This window comes from Tropicimonas sp. S265A, from assembly GCF_049800835.1.
Classification (GTDB): domain Bacteria; phylum Pseudomonadota; class Alphaproteobacteria; order Rhodobacterales; family Rhodobacteraceae; genus Dinoroseobacter.
Genome location: NZ_JBNAFU010000008.1, coordinates 121,180 through 137,998, shown reverse-complemented (window position 1 = coordinate 137,998; position 16,819 = coordinate 121,180). Strand labels below are relative to the sequence as shown.

Below are 16,819 nucleotides of genomic sequence, written 5' to 3'. Positions count from 1 at the left end.
GCGTAAGCCTCAATTCTTGGAAATTACACTAACTTATACGGCAGCGGGGGTCGGCGCGCAATTGAGAGCCGTACCCGAGCCGCATTCATTGACGGCGCGATCAACATCCACGCTGGTGCCCCGTCGACAATCTGCTGTCCCTTTAGCGGGACGAGGAACGCGGCGAAATATGCGCAAGCGATCACAGGGGACGCTTCCGGCACAATCACGCCGCCAAACGGCAGCTTCGAACGTCCACGTCCGTCCAGATAAGTGCATCGTGGTCATCGCGCATCTCCCAAAACCTCCTTGCCGCCTTGCACCTGTGAGATGCGAATTACTCTACCCACCGCACACCATCCTCAAAACGTATCTATCCAACCGAGGTTAACAACTTATGCCCGGGGGATTTCCACAACGACCAGAGTGATGTTGTCGTCCGCCCCGCCCTCCATCGCAATCTCGAGCAGGCGCTCGACAACATGTTCGATGGACGCATGTGCCATTACGTGCAGCAGCGTCTTGCGATTGGCGTATTTCGTCAGCCCATCCGAACACAACAAGAAGCGGTCTCCGGGTTCGAGCGGGCCGGCGACATGTTCAAGTCCGGGATGCTCACCCACGCCCACGGCTTGGGTAATCTGGTTGGACATGGCCGATTGATCCGCCTCGTCCCAGTCCATTTCTCCGGCCTTTACCAGATCTGCTACCACGGAGTGATCCGTGCTGATCATCTGCAGATCCCCCTGACGCAACAGGTAAAGCCGACTGTCGCCGGACCACAGGCATTGATAGCGGTCCTCCGACAGGATCAAGGCAACGACCGTCGCGCCCATTGTTGCCTGTGCACGGTCCGCCTCTGCCTGGATGATCGTGTGGGCTGACATGACAGCATCGGCCACGGCCGCGGCGTCTACAACGCCGGAGGCGTCAGGCGGTTGCATTGCGACGGCGTCCACCACGGTCTGGCTGGCAAAAGCGCCCCCCTTGTATCCCCCCATACCGTCCGAAACGATCCAGATGCCCTGTTCCGGCAGAGCCAGCACCGCGTCCTCGTTGACCGCGCGCACGAGGCCTGTATGGGTTTTGGCGGAAAAGCGGGCGCGTCTGGCTATCGGCATCAGACGGGCTCGCGGTCTGCAAAGGGATGCATGAGCCGCGCAAACACCTGCGGAGACGGCAGGGCCTCGGCGGCAAATGCAACGGACCCGGCATCGGTTTGCGTGCACCAAAGGCTTTTCCCGTCTGCTGCCGCACCGATAAGTGCCGTGGCGAGATCGGCAGCGCTGTCCGCATCGGCGTCGCGGTGCAGCACAACGAGCTCACCAAGCCTGCTTTCGGCAGCTGAGGCTGTCAAAGGCGCTGTCATCGCGCTCAGATCACGCTCAAGATCGGCTGGTGCGGTGGCCGCATCCAACGCAGCGAGAGCGGCATCCTCGAGGCCAACGAAAACCGCGCGGGCTTGCAGAAAGGAGCCGACGAGGGAGGCGCCATTCGGCAGGCTTAGGGCAAGCGTCAGAGGGAACCGGCGCCCGACGCGATCTACCGACGGCATGACCACGCCAAGCATCGCCGCGCGACCCGCAGCCCCTCTCGGCAGGCCAAAGCGCCAGATCGGGGCCGAAAAATACGCGTCATCCCACATGCTCCCGAGGTGCCGGGCCGCCTCGATCATGCCCGCTTGCAGCCAGGCATCCCAGGCGCTGACAAAGTCGCCGGGCAACCCGAACCGGATGAAATCTCCAGCACCTGGCATCTTTCCGAAGGCTCCGTAGACACTGCCCATCAGAGGCTGTCCGGGCATTGAAAACTGGATAATGCGTCCAGAGTGAACGGGTTGAACGCCGAGCCCATCCGCATCTCGTAAATCGCGATCAGACCGCCGACCTTGAAGATCACGCGCTTTTTCTCCGACGCTTCGGTATCGCGCACTTCCGCCGAACTCAGCAGCCGGAACCAGCCCCAGGGCCCGTCCCGCGTCAGTTCGTTCTCGATGGTGTTCGAGGGCGGAAAGAAACTTATCCGCCCCAGACCGACCTGCCCCGGCCATTTCAATGCCGCAGGCGATATCTGGTCGCCATGCTGATACGACACGGACTGTCCATCGATATCCAACGTCACACTTTGCGCGGACGGATCAAGCGCTTGCGGTGTCAATTCGAATGGGATCGATGGCGCACCGCCCCCTGCGAAGAACGTGTCCCGGATTTCGGAGGCATACTGGAACTGTTTGAGCACCGCATCCGAAATACCAAGTTCCGCCTGATTGATTGTTTTCCAGGCCCAGGGGCGCGCGCGCGTGTCCACGTGTTGCAGAAGGTGATCCGTGAAGAACTTGTCAATCAAGCCGCCCGGTGCGAAGGCGCGGGAAAAGTCCTGGATCGTTACTTCCTGCGTGGCTTGCGCGCTGAGCGGGTAGCGCCCGGACAGGGCTTGCGCGCAGAATGGCGCAACCTCGCTCTGCCAGCGCGCATTGATCTGCGACCGCGTGCCTTCGGCGGTGATGCCGGACGACCCGCTCGTCACCTGACTGGCCCATCGTTTCAGCGGGCCGGGCAACCGCGTCACGGCTTCCATCAATTGTTCGGTTGCCCCGCTGCCGGTCGCCTGTGCCGAATTCAACGACATCCGGTTCAACTCGCGGTACACCTCCTCGAATTTTGCGATGATACCGTCCAGTTCGGATGGCGTCCCTTCTTCGGCCTGAACCAGAGTGTGCAGCCACGCGAACCGATCCTCGACATAAGCACCGGGAACGGCTGGCGCGCTGGTATTGCCCTCTGCGCGCGCCAGAACGTTCAGCATATCGCGCAAGCGGCGGTTGCGGATCGAGCGCAGCGCATTCTGAGCCGCAAGATCGCCAACCGCCTGTTCGGTATCGGGCGATACCACGCTGCGTTCTTCTGTCAGGCGGGTTTCCTGCGCCACGGCCTCCAGTATGTTCACGATTGGCGAGGTCGGACCGGACAGGACGTTCGTCACTTCGACCGCGTGAGACAGATTGTTGAGCGGAACAATGTCGAGGTCTCCCAGCAGCCTGTCATAATGCTCCACATAATCCGTGTAGTAGAGGCCGAGAACATCCCGGCTCATTTGCGCGAGGGCCAGATCGGATTGAGCTGCGCCGCCGCCCTCTCCCAGAACCCAGCGTTCGTTCTGAAAGCGGGACGCGACATCCAGTGCCTCTTCGAGGAACACCTCGTTAAAGCCACGATAGGTAAAAATACCCGGCACACCGGCGCTGAGCGGGGCTCCGGAGGACCGCGTCATGACACGCCCTGCGGCCGGGCCCGCGATGTCGACGACCCGCCATTCCGGCAGTTCCTTGGCAACGGCACTCGAAATGATGCCGTTGTAAATCCTTTCCGACAAAGACATCTCGGCCAACAGAACGCGGATCTGATCGATCAACGGACCGTTGAGATCGACTTTCTGCATCGGTCCGCTCAAAAGCGCATGAAGATGGCTCGACAAGTCCGCCCTGAACGTTGCGCGGCTTTCGCCGGGATAGGACAGCGCCCAATCGGCTTCCATCCAATCTGACACAAGCTCAGGGTCGGTGGCGGGCGCATCAAGCCCGAGCATCAGATAGACCTTCAACCCCTCGTACAGGAAGTCAGAATTGTTCATATTGCCCTGAAGCTGCTCTTCCAGCCGCAGAAGCAGCCGAGGCAGGAAATGCTGGTTCAGCGCCGAGCGGTAGCTTTGCGCGGCCTTGGTGCCGATCACATCGCCTTGATAAAGGCCGAACTGAAGCGCCAGATCGATGTCCTCCGGCGTCTGGTCGAGCGGATTGTCCGGCAAATCGCGCAAGAGGTTCATTGCAGGTACGACAGACGGTAAATCGGTATCGCCAATCGGTGACTTCGGGATCGCCCGTTCGGCCGTGCGGTATGCAGAAACCGTTTCGGACGCCTCGGCGATCAAGGCCTGGTTCCCCAGATAGCTGCGAAGCCACAGGCCGGAGACGCCAATTGCGGTCAGAACAGCGGCCGCAATCGCGCCGCGCGTGATCCAGCGATAGCTGCGTTCCACGCTGTCATCGACAGAAACGAGGCCCGCCTCGGGGAAAACGACATCACGGAAGAGACGGGTTATGAAGAACGATTTTCCGGTCCCGCGCCCGGTCCCGAGAGCTGCTCGTCCCACGCCGAACACGCGCGCCATGCCCGTCATCAGACGGTCAATCGGCGTGCCTTCCTGTGTGCCGGACGTGAAGTAAACCCCGCGCAGCAGAATTCTGTCTTCGTACTTCGTCTCCTGAAACGTCTCGTTCAGGAAATCCTTCGCCACCTGTCGGATTGACGCCAGCTGGCTTGGAAACGCCGCGATCTGACCGCGCCGGTCTGGGTCAAGCTCGCTGGTCAGACGCTCAAGCATGTGGCCATTGATCTGCGACAGAAGGAGACCAAACTCGTCGTCAAACCGCGCCAGTGCGGGCTCACGGGCCTTCGCCTGGTCCGCGTCGAAGGTAAATCCCCAGACCTGCTCTCGATCCTCTTTGCCCAAGGGCTCGAAATACTCCGCGAACCCGGCGATCAGGTCCGACTTGGTGAACAGAACGTAGACGGGAAACCGAATGCCCAGTTGCTCGCGCAACTCCAGAATGCGGCGGCGAACCGCCCGCGCATGGCTCATCTGGGTTTCATGATCCTGCATCGAAAGGTCCGACAGCGAGATCGCAACCAGCGCCCCGTTGATCGGCTGGCGTTTGCGGTACTTCTTGAGGATGTTGAGAAACCCGAGCCACGCCGCGTTGTCGGCTTCGGTGTCGCTGTCCTGCGTGGTGTAGCGACCCGCAGTGTCGATCAGGATGGCGTCTTCGGTGAACCACCAGTCACAATTGCGGGTTCCGCCCACACCGCCGATGGCATTGCTGTCCTTCGGCCCATCGATCGGAAAATTCAGGCCCGAGTTGACAATGGCCGTTGTCTTGCCCGCCCCAGGCGGTCCGATGATGACATACCACGGAAGCTCGTAAAGCTGTCGACGCCCGCTTTTGGAACTGCGCAACGTTGCAAGTGCGGCCTTCAGTTTGACAGAGAGTTCCTTCAATTCGTCGGCAAGTGCCTCGTCCCGTGGGTCAACTGCCGCGATCTCTTCGGTCAGGTCCTTGTCGCGACGCCTGATCCGAAGATACCGGATCGTCAGAAACACGATGACAAGCAGCCACAACAGCCCGATGACGAGGCCGCGCTCGATCAAGCTGTCCAACGGCCGCGCCGCGCCGACTGCCAGCAAAGGCCCGAGGAACCACAGAAACAGGGAAATAATCGCCGTGAAAAAACACGTCTGGAACGCGGTCGACAGCAAGACCCCTAGCACTTTGCGCATTGCCTAGCCGCCCTCCTTGATAAGGATGATCTCGATGCGCCGGTTCAAGGCGCGGCCTTCGCGCGTGTCATTGGAAGCAATCGGCTCGGCATCAGAGCGCCCCTCCGCCGACAGGCGACCCGGATCGTCCAACCAGTTGGCCATTTCGCGTTGCACCGACTTCGCCCTGTCGAGCGAGAGGTGATAGTTGGACGGAAAACGCGCTGTATTGATCGGGATATTGTCGGAATGCCCTGCAATGATGACGTTTCCGGTCTCCCCGTTCAGGCCACGCCCGACCCGCTGCAACGGTTCGAGGAACGCGTCCTGCAAGGCGTCGGAGGCGGGTGCGAACATTCCGGCTCCGTTGATCCGGACGGTCACGGTATTGGCGTCTTCGAACACGGAAACGATTCTTGCGGCGATCTCTGCCTCGAGGAAGGACTTGACCCGGTCGACCTGAGGGTCCGGCGGCGGCGGCGGCGCCGGTGGCGGCGGCGCGCGACGTTCGAGCACCGGGTTCGGGCCCTGATCGATCGGGATCATCATGCCGATCACCTGCTCCGTCCTGCCGTTCAGCAAGAAAACGAAGCTGAGAAACACGATCCCCAGCACAGCCGCAAGACTTCCAAGCGTGATCCAGACCGGCAACCAGAGGGACCGGGACTTGAACGGGACCGCGCGCCCTGTCCAATGCGGCGACAGATCACGGTCCACCGGACCGCGATGCGTCCGGATCGTCCGGGCAAGGCTCCTGCGGATGTCGAGGTGCTTGTCGGCCCCGCCGGCTTCGACCCGCAAACGTCCTTCGAACCCGACCGACAGGCACATCTGGACAAACTCAAGCAGATCAAGGTTTTGCGCAGGCTCCTGCTGCAACCGCTGCAACATCTGAAAGAACTTGTCCCCCGACACGGTTTCCTTTTCAAACGTGCCGACAAGCGATCGCTGCGCCCAGTCGGAATTTCCACCCCAAGGGGTGTTCAGCACCACATCATCGAGCGTCGCGCAAATAGCATAGCGCGCCACGCGCACTTTCTGCGGGTCGATCCCGGACCGCACGCAGCGCGCCTCGAAATCGCGGATCTCGGTCACGGCGCTGTTGCGCAGGCGGTTGATGTCCATGGCTTGCGCCCGGCTGCGCACCCGGCTGACCAACGCAAAAAGCGTCGCCGCATTCGCGTTCAGTGGGTTCATTCCGGTCAGGAACTGATCGGTTCCCTGCTCCGCGCCCGTGGGTGGCGTGCCCGCCGGACCCGTGTCGGGAACCCCGACTGCCGCACCGCTGGCGGGCGGGGCAGCGGGCGTTGCCGCCTGCTCGAACGGTCCGGCAGGCGCCTGCGGCTCGGCAGGCTTCGGCACAGGCCGCGGCCGTCGGCCACCCGGGTTGGGAACGATGACCGTACGGGCCGGGTCGTCATCATCTGGGGGATTACCAACCATCGTGCCCTCGCTCTACCCCTGCCGGATCGCCCAGAGTTCCATGGTCAAGCCCGGGAAATCACCCGAGACATGAACGGCAATACCCCCCGAGGTCGTGATCTGAGACCAGTACTTGCTGTTCGAATCCAGTTCGAAATAGCTCTTGCCCGCGTGGTATGGAATCTGACGCGGGGCGACCGGCAGGATCGACAGATCTATTCCCGGCAGGGCGGAATTCACCAGTTGGCGTATCTCCTCCACCGGGCCGATCTTGGCCTGGGTCGGGAAATGCCGCCGCAACGTTTCGGCGGGCGCATCCGCAGAAACGGCCAGAACGAACTGCGACCCGCGCAGGAGTTTTCTGTCCGCAATAACGCCGACGCTGACCCCGTACTTTCGCGGATCCAGCGGAATGGCGACGGCTGTCTGTTCCAGCACCGCGCTGAGGTACTCGCGCAGCACCCGCATCACCGGACGAAACGTCTCCGTCAGGTTGTCGTGTTTGTAGGGTGGAAACTCCGGCGGCAGCTTTTCAGCGGACATGAACGTGGCAAGCTCTCCGGCCAGCGAGACGCAGGATTGATACACCGTGATCGGATGCACGTTTTCGATGTTCATCATGTGGCGGAAGGCCGGAAGCGTCCGATTGATCAGCATCAGCAACAGGAAGTCAGAGATTTCCGCAACGCCTTGCGCGGTGCCTGCCTCCACGAAGCGGCCCGCGATAGCGGTCGCGCGGATACCCAGCATGCCTTCGACCTCGCGGACGAAACCGGACAAGGGCGTTGCCGCACGTATATCCGTGCAGGACGGCATGAACCCGGTATCGAGAACAATCTCCTTGTCGGCCCGCACCTCGATGATCCGTGCGATGGGAATAACAAGAAGATCCGACAGATCATCCACGTCGAGCGCGAAGCCCAGCCGAAGTTGTCCGACCGCAAGGTTTACCGTGCGCCGGGTTTTGCCCATGCTGTCGATCACCTCGCTTTCCGCCGCGCGGTAGCGCGCGACCGGCGAGTCCTGCGGCGACAGATCGACCTCTTCTCCACCGGCCCGTCGCGCAGGTACGGTCAAATAGACAATGGCGTCGCGAACAGTATCAGGGACTTCCAGTGCTGGGGGATGCGGCTCTGCCAGCGGGACACGAAACAGCGCCCCGTCGGGCGTCAGACCCGCAGCGGAGCGTAACGCGAACTTGCCCAGTTTGAGCATCTCGTTGTCAATCTCAAGCTGCGACACGCCCCACAGATAAGGCGATGCACGCCGCGCCAGCCCGCCAACAAGCGCTTCGTGATACCGGTCCGACTGCTGAAAGTGGTGGGGCTGGATGAACAAGCCCTCGCTCCAGACGACTTTGCTATCCCACGACATCAGACGTCCCCCCGCGATCGGATCTCGTCAGAAGAGGCGCTTGGGGTCGGGATCATTTCAGTTTCTCCAGCTGAGCTTGATAGGCGCGCGCGAACTCACGGGTGAACAGCTCGTGGAAGTCATTCTCGGCCTGTGCAGAAATGGCAGCGTAGGTTTCTTCAAACACCTCCCAATACTGCGATTTCTTTGATTTCAGCAGTCCACCGGACCGCGGGTTTCTTGCAAGTTTCTCGCCCAGGGTTTCGGGGTCGAACTCTGCCAACAACCCTTTGAGCGCGGCCTGCATCCCGGCGACCATGGCGATCTCGTGGGCCTTGATGTCCAGCAGAGCCTCCGCCACGGCCTGTTCGGGGGGCATGTAGCCCTTGCCCGGTGGTTTGGCGATCCGTTCTACCGCCTCGTCATCCGAGATCGAGAACTTCAGCGGGTTGTTCCCGGTCTGCCGTATTACGGTCTGACCCATGCGAAACTCGCCCTTGATGGCGCTGCGCGTCATGAGGATTTCGCGGATGCCGACGATCAAGGCACGCATGGTCGCCCCAAGGCGGGCCATTCCCTTGTCGGCATCTTTCGGATCGAGCGCGTCCGTCGAAACGCCAAGGGCCTCGAAGAAGGTTTGCGGATAGGGCTGCGCCGCGACCGCCGCGGGCTGCGGCGCGGGGGTGTCCGGCACTGGATCGGACACAGGCGTTGGATCCGGTTTCTCGAACGGGTTGCTGCCCGGATCGGCGTCCAGATCCCAATCGTCCGGAATGACCGGGCTTTCTACGGGCGTCGGCTTGAAACTCTGCCCTTCGAACCCCGCCTCGGAGGGGCGGGCTGCAACGTCCGGCGATCTGCGCGGCTCGGGGAGCCCTGGCAAGCCACTGAGCAGATCGTCATCCGCATCCTCCGGGATAAGCGCGCCCGGCGCCCCCCCGCTGACGGGCCCAACCGACGGGCCAAGCAGATCGTCCAGAAGTCCTTGATCCCCTGTCGTCGAAGCCGGTCCCGGATCGGGGGCCGCAAACGGACTTCCGCCTGCGGCAGAGGCAAACGGCTCCGCCGCGCCGGACGTCTCGGATGCGACCTCCACTACCAGTTCATAGGCACCAATCGACAGGATATCGCCATCGGCGATGATCTGCGGCTCCGGCCCGAGCGGTTCCTTATCGTAGTTCAGAAACGTTCCATTGGCCGAGATATCGATCACGATGAAGCCGTCACCACGCTCTTCGAGCACGCAATGACGCTTTGAAATCGACCGCTCCGGGTCCGGCAAGGCCAGATCGTTTTCGGGCGCCCGTCCAATCGTCAGGCTTTGGCCCTGCATGGTGACAGGACCGCTGTTCCCGGGGACCGTGCCCGTCGATTGAAACCGAAGCGTCAACTGCATCGCTTGATCTTAACCTCCGACGAGCACGAGGGGAAAGCCCGACACGACTGTCCCGCCATGGGCCGTCATGGACAGCATGCGCGCGGCCGGCATTTTGGCCATCATCACTTTGGTCGAGCCCATGACCACCATCGATGGCGGACCAACGCAGACGGCCATGTCCCCGACCCGCGCGGCGGGCATCTTGCCGACAAGCGCGGTGGGGGCGCCCATGCTGATCGGTCCTCCGACATGGGGCACGACACCCGTCACCATCGGGCAGACATGCGTGTCAGTCATACGTGCGGCGGGCAACATCAGGCCAAATCCTCTTCGTCATCGTCTGTGTCATCGTCTTCTTCGTCATCTTCATCATCAAAATCGTCGTCGTCTTCTTCCGGCTCGATTGGGGGCATTTTCGTCTCGACCGAGGCCGGGTCAATCGACCCGTTCCCGCCCCCGGCAATATCGAGCCCGCGTGCAATCAGAACCTGAATAACGTGAAAGAACTCTTCTTCCCTCTGTCCGAGTGCCAGCATGTTCATTCCGAAAGCCGCCGTTTGTGTGGCACCCGGCGGTGCATCATGCTCCGCCAGTGGCCCCGGGCCGAGCTTTCCATCACTCATGGACGCGGCCATGGCACACAACATGGTCGGATCGTCCGGGTCGGCATGGTCCAGTGCCTCGCGCGCAGCGGCCCGCGTCTCGTCAGAGGGATCGAAAGTCCATGCCTCTGCGCAGGTCAGCGTTTTCGGCGCGCGCGCGCCCTCCTGCACCAAATCCCGCCCGGCAAGGCATGCCCACCAAACACATTCTCGCACCGGTAGAGAAACCGACAGCAATCGCAGCATTTCTACGGGACGGAACTGTGCATCCAACGCGCGCAGGACCGTCGCCACATCGGCGGCCGCTGGTACACCGACAGGCGCATCGAACTTGGCGTTTGACATCGCCATCAGCCGCGCAGCCGGTTGCGCCTCTATTTTTCTGAGATCAGAAAATCGATCAGCCATGAGTTAATTCACCATTGTGATCCCGCCCTTGACCATTGTCATGGCACTGCCATCCACCGTGGTCATCGCGCCTTTTACCGTGGCCATTCCGTCGCCCTGCACAGTAACCATCGGCGCCTTGAGATTGGCCATGGCCGATCCTTCGAATTTCAGCATCATTCCTTTGACGGTCACACCCATCATATCGATCTTGATCGAGTTGGCCCCGACTTTCAGCTCGATCGATTGCATGGCCTGAATTGTCACCTTTCCAGCATCCGCCTTGAGCGAGAAATTCCCCAGAGACAGTTTTTCGGTGTGGTTGCCCATCTTAAGGGTCGTGGTCTGATTCCCCTTGTTCAGCGTCTTCGTTTCATTGCCTTGCTTGATGGTTGTCTTGACATTGCCGGTGATGGTCTCGGTGTGTTTACCCTGTACGGTCTCGGTGCGGTCCTTCTTGATCTCCACTGTCTGACTGCCCTTCTCGATCTTGAAGGTATGGTCGCCGGTTTTCAGGGTCTGGACCTTGTGGCGATGCACAGTTTCAGTCAGATCGCCCTTGTCCTTGTGACCTTCGCCGATCGAGATCGTCGCGTCGTTCTTGATAATCTCGTGGTAGTCCCGCTCGGATTGCAGCCGGACGTATTCGTTTTCGGCCTTGTCCTCGAAAACCAACTCGTTGAACCCGCCGCCACCTTTGGACTTGTTGGTCTTGAGACCCTGCATGGTCTTGTTGTCAGGGAGCGCATAGGGCGGGGTATTGGTGCCGTTATATAGCATACCCGTCACGATGGGACGGTCCGGATTGCCTTCTTCGAACTGGACGACCACCTCCTGACCGACGCGAGGTATGTGGATCATACCCCAGTTCTTGCCCGCGAACGGAGTTGCGACCCGAACCCAGCATGTCGCGGTCTCGTCTTCCTTGCCATACCGGTCCCAGAAGAACTTGAGCTTCACCCGGCCATACTCGTCCGTGTAAATCTCCTCCCCGGACTTGCCGACGACCTTGGCGACGTGCACCCCCGAGATGTCCGGCAGGCTGGTCACACGCGGCGGCCGAAACGGCGTTTCGCTCGGGATGACCTCGATGTCCGACTGCACGTTGAACAGCTGGCCGCCAAGCGCGCCCGCTTCGCCGGGATCTTCCTCAATGATCACGCCAGACGATACGATAAGGTATTCCTGGTTCACGGCAGACCGGGGGTGATCGGTCAGTTCGAACAATCCGCCCGCATGCATGTTGCGGACGTACCCGAACGCCTGCCATGTCTCGGCCTGCTGATCCGCTTCTTCGAGGCGCAGCTTGGCGAAGCGTGTCCCGAGCTCTTTCGTCCGGAACCCGCCCGGATAGTCGAAAATCTCGTAGTCGGGTTTCCTCAGCTCGTCGGAGTTGTTCGTCGCCTCGGATTTCTGAGCACGCGAGGGGAAGGCGAAGTCATAGTCATCCAGCGTGACCTTGGCCGAGACCATCGTTTTGGTCCCCCCAAACACGCTGAGATAGTCAGCCACGAAAGGTGCCGTGTCGTTGGGTTCACGAAACATGATGGAGCTCTGCCCCGGCACCTGGCTGTGGGCTGACACGTTGTCGGCAAAGACAAGCTTCTCTCCATTCCCCGAGTGATCAAGGAAGTAGTAGACGCCCTCTTCTTCAAGCAGGCGCGAGATGAACTGAAAATCGCTCTCCCTGTACTGAACGCAGTATTCGCGTTTGTCGAAGGTCTGGGTCGTCGAGTCCGTGATCCGGGACGAGAACCCCCTGTCGGCGAGCACTTCCTTGACGATCTCCATAACCGTCATGTCCTGAAAGATCCGGCTTTCGCGGGTGCGCGTCAGAAACCACAGGAAAGGATGCAGCGTCGCGGAGTAATGCGCCGTGCCGTTTTCCACGTAAAGAAACTGCGCCTCCGTGCAGGACCCGAAGTGCTTGCGCGTGCTGCCGTCATCCAGTCGAATCTCAAGCGTATGGGACTGCCCAATCATCTCCTTGAGGTCGATATCCGGGTCGAGCGAGGTGAATTCCACCACGGTTTGGGTCAGCGTGCTGAGGCGGTCATCGATGCGGGCGCGCTTGAGAAGTATCTCCGCGTTGAGCGGCCCGGTCAGTGTAACGACGGTGGTCTCGTTCATCTCAAGTTCTCCAGAAGCGCGGCGAGGTCAGGGTCGATATCGTCAGGACCTGTCTCTTGGGGTTTTGGGCGTTGACCGCGAATTTCGGCCAAGTCAGACGTCGATAACGGGACGGACAGGGTCAGGCCAACGCCGCCGCGGGGGGATTTGGGCCGCGCCGGAGCAGCCCCCGTCCAGGGGCCGGCGAGCGGATTGCCTGAAACCGCATGAAACCCGGCAAGGCGCACGCGATCGCCGCCGCCGGAGGCAAGAACAGACATGACCCCCCAGCTTCTCGTGATGACCATCCGGCTTTCGGGGATCATCCGGAACACCGGCGGCAGCATCACCTGATCGCCGTGGCGATCCTGCGTCACGTGATAGGGCATGTCGTCAACGTCGAGCGTTTGGCCCACGCCCCGGTTCTCGGCCAGCAGCAGGGCGACGAGCACTGCCGGGCTGCCCCAGACCATCCCGGACAGGCCCTCGGACGCACTGAATTCCTCGTAATCGAACGCCGTGATCGGATCACTTTTTGCGCCGTAAACGCGCCGCATCAGGACGGGCGGTGTCACGAGCCCAAGGAAATCCGTTACATCCGCCTGAGCGAGAGCGCGAAAACTGTCTGAAACGCGGTCATCGGCATTTTCGAGAGGGTTTGCGACACTGTCAGGGTCCATACCGGTAACGAATGGCGCTTGAATGGCGCTGGCAATCTGCGCAAGACGCGCAAGCAGGTCCGCATGCGGCGGTGTTGTCTCGAAGGTGTAAAGTCCCGCGCAAGCGGAAATCGCCCCCGAATGCCGGGACAAGAGCTGCGCCAGACCGCTGGCAGCGGGATCGTCATTTGCGGCCAGATCTACCGCAAGCTCTTCAGCGGAGACATCGAAGAGAATGATCGACAGGCCTTCTTCGGTGTCGATCCGGCGCGCCAGCAGGTCCAACGCGCGCCAGACCGCTTCGATCGCCTGGACCTCCGGGTGGTGCAGGATCAGGTTCATCGTGTCAGAGATCACCCGATCCACCACTGCAACAAGCGCCCGCGCATCTGGGTCCGGGGCCGAAACGAGGTGTGGGCCGACCAGGGCGGCAAGCAAGTCATCCACCGCACTAGGGCCCTTGGGTGCAATCGCCCCACCAGTCAGCTCTTCGAACGCACTGAGCGGACGGTCGGCTGGAACTGCGACGGATTTGGCCGCGCGATGCTCCGGTGTCAGTACCGGCAGTTCTGCCCCCAGAGCACGCAGTTTTTCCAGAACTCCGGGCGCGACGGTGCCCGCGGCAAGCGAATTTCGCAGCGCCGCAAGGTCCGCGAAAACCGGCAGCCGTTCGAACAGAGTATCGGGATGCAGATCCTCAAGGCCAGCGATGGACAGCGACACAATCGGTCCCTGCCCGACCAGCGCAATATCGATCTCCATGCCGAAACCACTCAGCACATCGTCCAGCGTGTCTATGTCCAGCCTGACTGGCCGACGCTCCGCAAGGGACAACCCGGTCTCGATCACGCCGCGTGCCGCGCGCCCGCTGAAATCGCCTAAGATCGCGAGTTGAAAGGCCTCATTCGAAGGCATACACGAAGTCTCCGTCGGCCACATCGATCGCCACTTTGCGAACCTCTTTGCCCTCCAGCATGCGTTTCAGAAACTCCGCCGAGATGTCGGGCAGCATGGAGTTCGTGACAATCGCGTCGATCATCCGGCCCCCGCTTTCCAGTTCCTGACACCGGTCGACAATCGTTTCGACGACCTTGTCCGAATACTCGAACGGAACGCTGTGGGTCTGTTGCACCCGTTTCTGGATGCGGCCCAACTGCAAACGCGTGATATCGGCAATCATCGACGGGCTGAGCGGATAGTAGGGGATCGTGACAAGCCGCCCCAGCAGCGCCGCGGGGAAGATTTTGAGCAGCGGATCACGCAACGCCTTCGCGATGCCTTCTGGCTCCGGCATCAGGTCCGGGTCCACGCACAGGTCCATGATCAAATCGGACCCTGCGTTTGATGTCAGCAGGATCAGCGTGTTCTTGAAATCGATCATCCGGCCTTCGCCGTCTTCCATCACGCCCTTGTCAAACACCTGAAAGAAGATCTCGTGCACATCCGGATGCGCCTTCTCGACCTCGTCAAGCAGGACAACCGAATAGGGCTTGCGCCGCACCGCCTCGGTCAAGATGCCCCCCTCCCCATAGCCGACATAGCCCGGAGGTGCCCCTTTGAGGGTCGAGACGGTGTGCGCCTCCTGAAACTCGCTCATGTTGATCGTGATAACGTTCTGCTCTCCGCCGTAGAGAACCTCCGCCAAGGCCAGCGCGGTTTCGGTCTTGCCGACCCCGGAGGTGCCCGCCAGCAGAAACACCCCGATGGGCTTGGAGGGGTTGTCGAGGCCCGCGCGCGAGGTTTGAACACGCTTGGCGATCATCGACATGGCGTGGTCCTGCCCGATCACGCGTTTGGCGAGGTGCTTTTCAAGATCCAGCACCGTCTGGATCTCATCCGACACCATCCGCCCAACGGGAATTCCCGTCCAGTCGCCAACAACGCTGGCGACCGCCTGAGCGTCGACAATGGGCAGGATCAACGGGCTTTCGCCCTGCAATTCGGCCAGGTCCGATTGCCGTTTGCGCAGCGCCTCCAGCGTCTCGGCCCGTTCTTCGGCGGACAGAGGGCTCTGTTCCGCCGCCTCGTCGCTGTCGGCATCCGGCGCATCGACGGCGACGCCGCCTTCGCGCAGTTTGGCGCGCAGGTCGAGAACATCCTTGACGATCTCGCGCTCCGCCTCCCACCGTTCGTTAAGAGAGGCGAGACGCGCCTCCTCTTCGTCCTTCAGCGTTGAAATGGCCGCCCGCCGATCCGTCACATCAAGGCCTGCGCTTTCGTCACGGTCGATAATCTCAAGTTCCGTCGTCAACGCATCGATGCGCTTGCGGCAGTCATCGACTTCTGGGGGCACCGCATGCTGTGAAATCGCCACGCGCGCGCAGCTGGTATCCAGAACAGACACCGATTTGTCCGGCAACTGCCGGGCCGGGATATAGCGCGCCGACAGGCTGACAGCGGCCTCGATCGCCTCGTCCAGAACCTGCACCTTGTGGTGCGACTCCAGCATGGAGGCGATGCCGCGCATCATCAGAACCGCCTTGGGCACATCCGGCTCGTCCACCTGCACGACCTGAAAACGGCGGGTCAGGGCCGGGTCTTTTTCGATATGCTTTTTGTATTCTGCCCATGTTGTTGCCCCGATTGTGCGCAGGGTGCCCCGCGCCAGAGCAGGCTTAAGCAGGTTCGCAGCGTCACCCGTGCCCGCCGCCCCGCCTGCTCCAACCAGCGTGTGGGTCTCATCCACGAACATGATGATGGGGACAGCACTCGCCTGCACCTCGTCGATCACAGAGCGCAGGCGGTTTTCAAACTCGCCCTTCATCGAAGCACCGGCTTGCAGCAAGCCGACATCCAGCGCAAGCAGCCGCGCATCCTGAAGGCTGGGCGGGACATCGCCGCGCGCAATCCGCAGGGCAAACCCCTCAACCACCGCGGTCTTGCCGACGCCCGCTTCCCCGGTGAGGATAGGGTTGTTCTGGCGCCGCCGCATCAGCACATCGACGATTTGCCGAATTTCCTCATCGCGCCCGACAATTGGATCGATTTTCCCGTCGCGCGCCTGTTGCGTCATGTCGGTGCAGAACTGCTGAAGCGCTTCTTCCTTGCCCATCTGGGCCGGCGCCATCGCGCCCGATGCCTCGCCCGGAGTGGCCCCGCCACCCACTGTCGTTTCCATGGCATCCTCGGGTGATCCGCCGACGATAGCTGCGAAACTGTCAGACAGATCCTCAGCCTTGATCTTGCGGAACTCGCCGGAGATACCAAGCAACACGTTGCGCAAGTCCGGCGTGCGCAACATCCCCAGCATCAGGTGCCCGGACCTGACCTGCCCGGCATTATAGAGCAAAGAGGCATAGGTCCACGCGCGCTCTACAGCGGTTTCAAGGTGGCTGGACAGGTCCGAAATGGCGCTTGCCCCGCGCGGCAGTGCGTCCAGCGACCGGGTCAGGTCCGCAGCCAGACGGCTGTCATCCAAGTCGTAATGCCGGACGATCCGCAGGAAGTCGCTGTCTTGTTCCTGCAGGATCTGATGAATCCAGTGCGCCAGTTCGACATAAGGGTTGCCGCGCATCTTGCAGAACACCGTCGCGCCCTCGATAGCCTTGTAACAGAGCTTGTTCAGCTTTCCGAAAAGGGCAACCCGGGTAATTTCAGCCATCTCAATATCCCTGTTT

11 protein-coding genes are annotated in these 16,819 nt (G+C 61.3%); all 11 read right to left on the bottom strand.

What is annotated here, in order from left to right; all coding sequences use genetic code 11:
- Positions 1-374 precede the first annotated feature (374 nt).
- From ACP15N_RS17215 to tssH, 11 genes are read right to left on the bottom strand one after another with little or no spacing between them, the layout of a single operon-like run.
- Positions 375-1,100: a PP2C family protein-serine/threonine phosphatase gene (locus ACP15N_RS17215; RefSeq protein ID WP_425093579.1), complete on the bottom strand. Its 726-nt coding sequence runs from the start codon at positions 1,098-1,100 to the stop codon at positions 375-377.
- A complete protein-coding gene (tagF, locus tag ACP15N_RS17210; RefSeq protein WP_425093578.1) occupies positions 1,100-1,783 on the bottom strand; it encodes a type VI secretion system-associated protein TagF in 684 nt (227 codons plus the stop codon). The genes ACP15N_RS17215 and tagF overlap by 1 nt, the downstream gene beginning before the upstream one ends.
- Positions 1,765-5,313, bottom strand: coding sequence for a type VI secretion system membrane subunit TssM (tssM, locus tag ACP15N_RS17205; protein WP_425093577.1), 3,549 nt, complete (start codon positions 5,311-5,313; stop codon positions 1,765-1,767). The genes tagF and tssM overlap by 19 nt, the downstream gene beginning before the upstream one ends.
- Positions 5,314-5,316: 3 nt before the next feature.
- On the bottom strand, positions 5,317-6,735 hold the full coding sequence (gene icmH, locus ACP15N_RS17200; RefSeq protein WP_425093576.1) for a type IVB secretion system protein IcmH/DotU: 1,419 nt from the start codon (positions 6,733-6,735) through the stop codon (positions 5,317-5,319).
- 12 nt (positions 6,736-6,747) lie between these two features.
- On the bottom strand, positions 6,748-8,088 hold the full coding sequence (gene tssK, locus ACP15N_RS17195) for a type VI secretion system baseplate subunit TssK (protein ID WP_425093575.1): 1,341 nt from the start codon (positions 8,086-8,088) through the stop codon (positions 6,748-6,750).
- Between the two features lie 52 nt (positions 8,089-8,140).
- Entirely contained in the window at positions 8,141-9,463 is a 1,323-nt protein-coding gene (gene tagH, locus ACP15N_RS17190; protein WP_425093574.1) for a type VI secretion system-associated FHA domain protein TagH, read from the bottom strand.
- A gap of 9 nt (positions 9,464-9,472) precedes the next feature.
- Positions 9,473-9,742 (bottom strand): PAAR domain-containing protein, encoded by a 270-nt coding sequence (locus ACP15N_RS17185; RefSeq protein WP_425093573.1) that lies wholly within the window; start codon positions 9,740-9,742, stop codon positions 9,473-9,475.
- A 17-nt stretch (positions 9,743-9,759) separates the two neighbouring features.
- Positions 9,760-10,455 carry a DUF6931 family protein gene (locus ACP15N_RS17180; protein ID WP_425093572.1) on the bottom strand — a complete coding sequence of 232 codons (696 nt, stop codon included), beginning with the start codon at positions 10,453-10,455 and terminating at the stop codon, positions 9,760-9,762.
- A gap of 3 nt (positions 10,456-10,458) precedes the next feature.
- Entirely contained in the window at positions 10,459-12,564 is a 2,106-nt protein-coding gene (locus tag ACP15N_RS17175; RefSeq protein ID WP_425093571.1) for a type VI secretion system Vgr family protein, read from the bottom strand.
- Positions 12,561-14,117 (bottom strand): type VI secretion system contractile sheath domain-containing protein, encoded by a 1,557-nt coding sequence (locus ACP15N_RS17170; RefSeq protein ID WP_425093570.1) that lies wholly within the window; start codon positions 14,115-14,117, stop codon positions 12,561-12,563. Before ACP15N_RS17170 ends, ACP15N_RS17175 begins: the two co-directional genes overlap by 4 nt.
- Entirely contained in the window at positions 14,104-16,803 is a 2,700-nt protein-coding gene (gene tssH, locus ACP15N_RS17165; protein ID WP_425093569.1) for a type VI secretion system ATPase TssH, read from the bottom strand. Before tssH ends, ACP15N_RS17170 begins: the two co-directional genes overlap by 14 nt.
- Positions 16,804-16,819 lie beyond the last annotated feature (16 nt).

Coding starts and splice junctions, on each gene's coding strand:
- ACP15N_RS17215 (WP_425093579.1), bottom strand. CDS start 1,100: ATGCCGATAGCCAGACGCGCCCGCTTTTCCGCCAAAACCCATACAGGC.
- tagF (WP_425093578.1), bottom strand. CDS start 1,783: ATGCCCGGACAGCCTCTGATGGGCAGTGTCTACGGAGCCTTCGGAAAG.
- tssM (WP_425093577.1), bottom strand. CDS start 5,313: ATGCGCAAAGTGCTAGGGGTCTTGCTGTCGACCGCGTTCCAGACGTGT.
- icmH (WP_425093576.1), bottom strand. CDS start 6,735: ATGGTTGGTAATCCCCCAGATGATGACGACCCGGCCCGTACGGTCATC.
- tssK (WP_425093575.1), bottom strand. CDS start 8,088: ATGTCGTGGGATAGCAAAGTCGTCTGGAGCGAGGGCTTGTTCATCCAG.
- tagH (WP_425093574.1), bottom strand. CDS start 9,463: ATGCAGTTGACGCTTCGGTTTCAATCGACGGGCACGGTCCCCGGGAAC.
- ACP15N_RS17185 (WP_425093573.1), bottom strand. CDS start 9,742: ATGACTGACACGCATGTCTGCCCGATGGTGACGGGTGTCGTGCCCCAT.
- ACP15N_RS17180 (WP_425093572.1), bottom strand. CDS start 10,455: ATGGCTGATCGATTTTCTGATCTCAGAAAAATAGAGGCGCAACCGGCT.
- ACP15N_RS17175 (WP_425093571.1), bottom strand. CDS start 12,564: ATGAACGAGACCACCGTCGTTACACTGACCGGGCCGCTCAACGCGGAG.
- ACP15N_RS17170 (WP_425093570.1), bottom strand. CDS start 14,117: ATGCCTTCGAATGAGGCCTTTCAACTCGCGATCTTAGGCGATTTCAGC.
- tssH (WP_425093569.1), bottom strand. CDS start 16,803: ATGGCTGAAATTACCCGGGTTGCCCTTTTCGGAAAGCTGAACAAGCTC.